This is a genomic window from Streptomyces sp. NPDC054841, from assembly GCF_053611045.1.
On sequence record NZ_JBSGZO010000746.1, the window covers coordinates 1 to 2,774 of the forward strand.

Annotated in this window: 3 protein-coding genes; all 3 read right to left on the reverse strand. The window is 72.4% G+C overall.

The window, feature by feature from the left end; all coding sequences use genetic code 11:
- Window positions 1–340 precede the first annotated feature (340 nt).
- The 3 genes from ACWGI8_RS42630 to ACWGI8_RS42640 all read right to left on the reverse strand — a co-directional run bounded on the left by ACWGI8_RS42630 (window position 341) and on the right by ACWGI8_RS42640 (window position 2,659).
- Window positions 341–595: a hypothetical protein gene (locus ACWGI8_RS42630; RefSeq protein WP_453668843.1), complete on the reverse strand. Its 255-nt coding sequence runs from the start codon at window positions 593–595 to the stop codon at window positions 341–343.
- 97 nt (window positions 596–692) lie between these two features.
- The gene (locus ACWGI8_RS42635) at window positions 693–1,661 is read right to left on the reverse strand and encodes a helix-turn-helix transcriptional regulator (protein ID WP_453668841.1); all 969 of its coding nucleotides are present in this window, start codon (window positions 1,659–1,661) and stop codon (window positions 693–695) included.
- Between the two features lie 17 nt (window positions 1,662–1,678).
- Window positions 1,679–2,659 carry a helix-turn-helix transcriptional regulator gene (locus ACWGI8_RS42640; RefSeq protein WP_453668842.1) on the reverse strand — a complete coding sequence of 327 codons (981 nt, stop codon included), beginning with the start codon at window positions 2,657–2,659 and terminating at the stop codon, window positions 1,679–1,681.
- Window positions 2,660–2,774: the final 115 nt, after the last annotated feature.

Genomic DNA, 2,774 nt, shown 5'->3' on the forward strand with positions numbered 1-2,774 from the left:
CGGAGGGCGGGCTTCGCGGCGTCCGGTGCGTGCAGATGCAAGGCGGAGGGTCGTCCTCGTACTGGGCGTACTTGGACGATCCCGACAACGCAGCGCGGGGGCACCTCCCGTGCCCGAAGGGCTACGGGGGAGTGCGTGCCGGGCGGCGCGAAGCAGGCGGGAGACAGGGCTTACTCGTCTAGGCCCTGTCCGGGCGATCTTCGAAGGCCAGGCCGCGGCGTCGGATGCATGGGCTCCGGGTCCGGAGGGCCGAGGGGGACGCTTCGCAACCCGGACAGGGGCCAGGGCCCAAGGGTCCGGGGCCCAAGGGTCCGGGGCCCAAGGGTCAGGGGCGGAAGGGTCAGGGGGTGGAGTGGAGGCGCAGCGTGCGTACGCCGCTGCCCGTGAGCAGCTCGACGATCCGCTCCCCCGCGGGCTTGCGGACCGCGGCCCCGCACTCCGGGCAGGTGAAGGAGTAGAACGTGGTCCTCCGGCTCCCGCCGATCGCCAGTCGCAGCGCGCCCGCGGAGAGCTCGAAGCGGGCCCGGCAGTCCGGGCAGGCGGCCTTGAAGAGGACCGGAACCTTCGGTACCGAGATACCGGGCGGCATGGACATATCGCTCATATCTCCTTGATCTCGGTCGTTGTCCGTCGTGATCGCGGTCGTTGGTCCTGGCCGTCGTGAGGCCCGGCCACCGTCGGGCCGGCCGCCGTCAGTCCTGGTCGTCGTACGCGGCGAGCGCGTCGCGCGCCGCCCGGCGCGCACTGTCCGCCAGGTCCTGTGGGGCGACGATCCGCCCGTCACGGCCCAGCCGCAGCGCGAGCCGCCGCAGCGAGGTGGGGTCAGGGGTCCGCAGGGTGATCCGCAGGCCGCCCTCGGGCAGCTCCTCCGCGCTGTCGTGCGGGTAGTACTCGGCGACCCAGCGGCCGCCCGGTCCGACGTCGACCACGACTTCCGGGTCCTCGGCCGAGGGCTGCACCAGTCCCTCCGACAGATCGCGCAGCTCGATCTCCGGCGGGGCGGACGGCTCGTCCAGCAGCCGGATCTCGGCGACCCGGTCGAGGCGGAAGGTCCGGCGTGCCTCGGAGAGGTAGCACCAGGCCTCCATGTACGTATGGCCGACGGCGAACAGCCGGATCGGGTCGACCTCGCGCTCGGTGAGCTCGTCACGCGCCGGGGAGTAGTAGCGCAGCCACAGCCGGCGGCGCTCGGAGATCGCCCGGTCGACGTCGGCGAAGACGCCGCCCTCGGATTCGAAGGTGACCGAGAGCCGGGAGCTGGCGCCCGCCGCCTCGCCGGCCGCCGCCTCCAGCTTGGCGGTGGCCCGCAGGAGCGCCTCACGGTCGCCCTCGCGCAGCCCGGGGAGTGTGGCGACGGCGCGCGCGGCGACCAGCAGCGCGGTGGCCTCGTCGGCGGCGAGCCGCAGCGGTTCCGCTGCTTCCGCGGCGAGGGCGCCCGGGTTGCGCCACCAGATCCGGTCGCCGTCCGTGTCGATGTCGAGCAGATCACCACCGCGGAAGCTGGTTCCGCACATGGGCAGTACGTCGAGGTCCGAGATCAGCTCGTCCTCGGTGATCCCGAAGGCCCGGGCGACGTCCCCGACGCGCGCGCCGGGGCGCTCTCGCAGATACGTCACCAGCGAGAGCATTCGCCGGGTCTGGTCGATGGCGTTCGCGGCCATGGTTGTCGCAGTCCCCCTCAGCCCTTGGCCACGGCGCGCAGCCGGTCCACGACATCGGCCCGCAGATCGGCGGGCTCCAGTACGACGACGTCCGGGCCGAACTCGACCAGCCAGGCGTCCAGCCCGTGCCCGTACGGAATCTCCAACTCGTCCCAGCCGTCGCCCAGTTCCCGTACGGCGGTGGCGCGGGCCCGCAGCGGGTAGCCGGCCCCGGCGCGCAGCCTGATCAGCGCGGAGCGGGTCGCGGTCTCCCCCGCCCAGCTCTCGACGGTCTCCCGGACGGTGACCACGTCGGGCACGGGCGCGGTGAACGAGCCGGCGCGGGAACGGACCTTCCCGGTGATCCGGGAGAGCCGGAAGACCCGCTCGGCGCCGCGGTCGCGGTCCCAGCCGGCGAGATACCAGTGGCCGCGCCAGCACTCCAGTGTCCAGGGCTCGACATGGCGCGTCTCGGGGCGTACGGCATTGGACTTGCGGTAGTCGAAGACCACGGGCCGGCGGTCGCGGCAGGCGAGCATCAGCGGCTCGAAGGCGGACTCATGGACCGGGATGCGCGGTTCGAGGGCACTGTGCCGGTCGTCGTACGAGTCCTCCGCCTCGGGCATGCCGGCCGCGCGCAGTTTCTGCAGCGCGCCGCTGGCGGCTCCGGCGAGACGGGCCTGCTGCCAGACCTTTGCGGCGAGGCCGAGCGCCGCGGCCTCCTCCGCATCGAGCGTGATGGGCGGCAGCCTGTTGGAGTCCCGGCGGGCGAGGTAGCCTATCTCGCCGTCGAGGTTCTCCACGGTCGCGATGACCAGGCCGAGTTCGCGCAGATCGTCCTTGTCGCGCTCGAACATGCGGTTGAACGACTCGTCGGACCCGGCTGCGCTTCCACCCGGCCCGAAGGCCTCGACGTATGCCTCGATGGAGCCGCGCAGCTCCCGCTTGCTGAGCGGCCGCCGTGTCCCGAGCAGACACAGCGCCAGGTTCATCAGCCGCTCGGCCTTGGCAATGGCCATCGACGCCCTTCCGCCCTTCCTTGCAGTCCTTCTGATCGTCCCTTCTGATCGTCGAACCTACCGCCACGGGCTGTGATGACAAAAGCGTGGGGCCCATGCCTGGTCAGGCATGGGC

Coding starts and splice junctions, on each gene's coding strand:
- ACWGI8_RS42630 (WP_453668843.1), bottom strand. CDS start 595: ATGTCCATGCCGCCCGGTATCTCGGTACCGAAGGTTCCGGTCCTCTTC.
- ACWGI8_RS42635 (WP_453668841.1), bottom strand. CDS start 1,661: ATGGCCGCGAACGCCATCGACCAGACCCGGCGAATGCTCTCGCTGGTG.
- ACWGI8_RS42640 (WP_453668842.1), bottom strand. CDS start 2,659: ATGGCCATTGCCAAGGCCGAGCGGCTGATGAACCTGGCGCTGTGTCTG.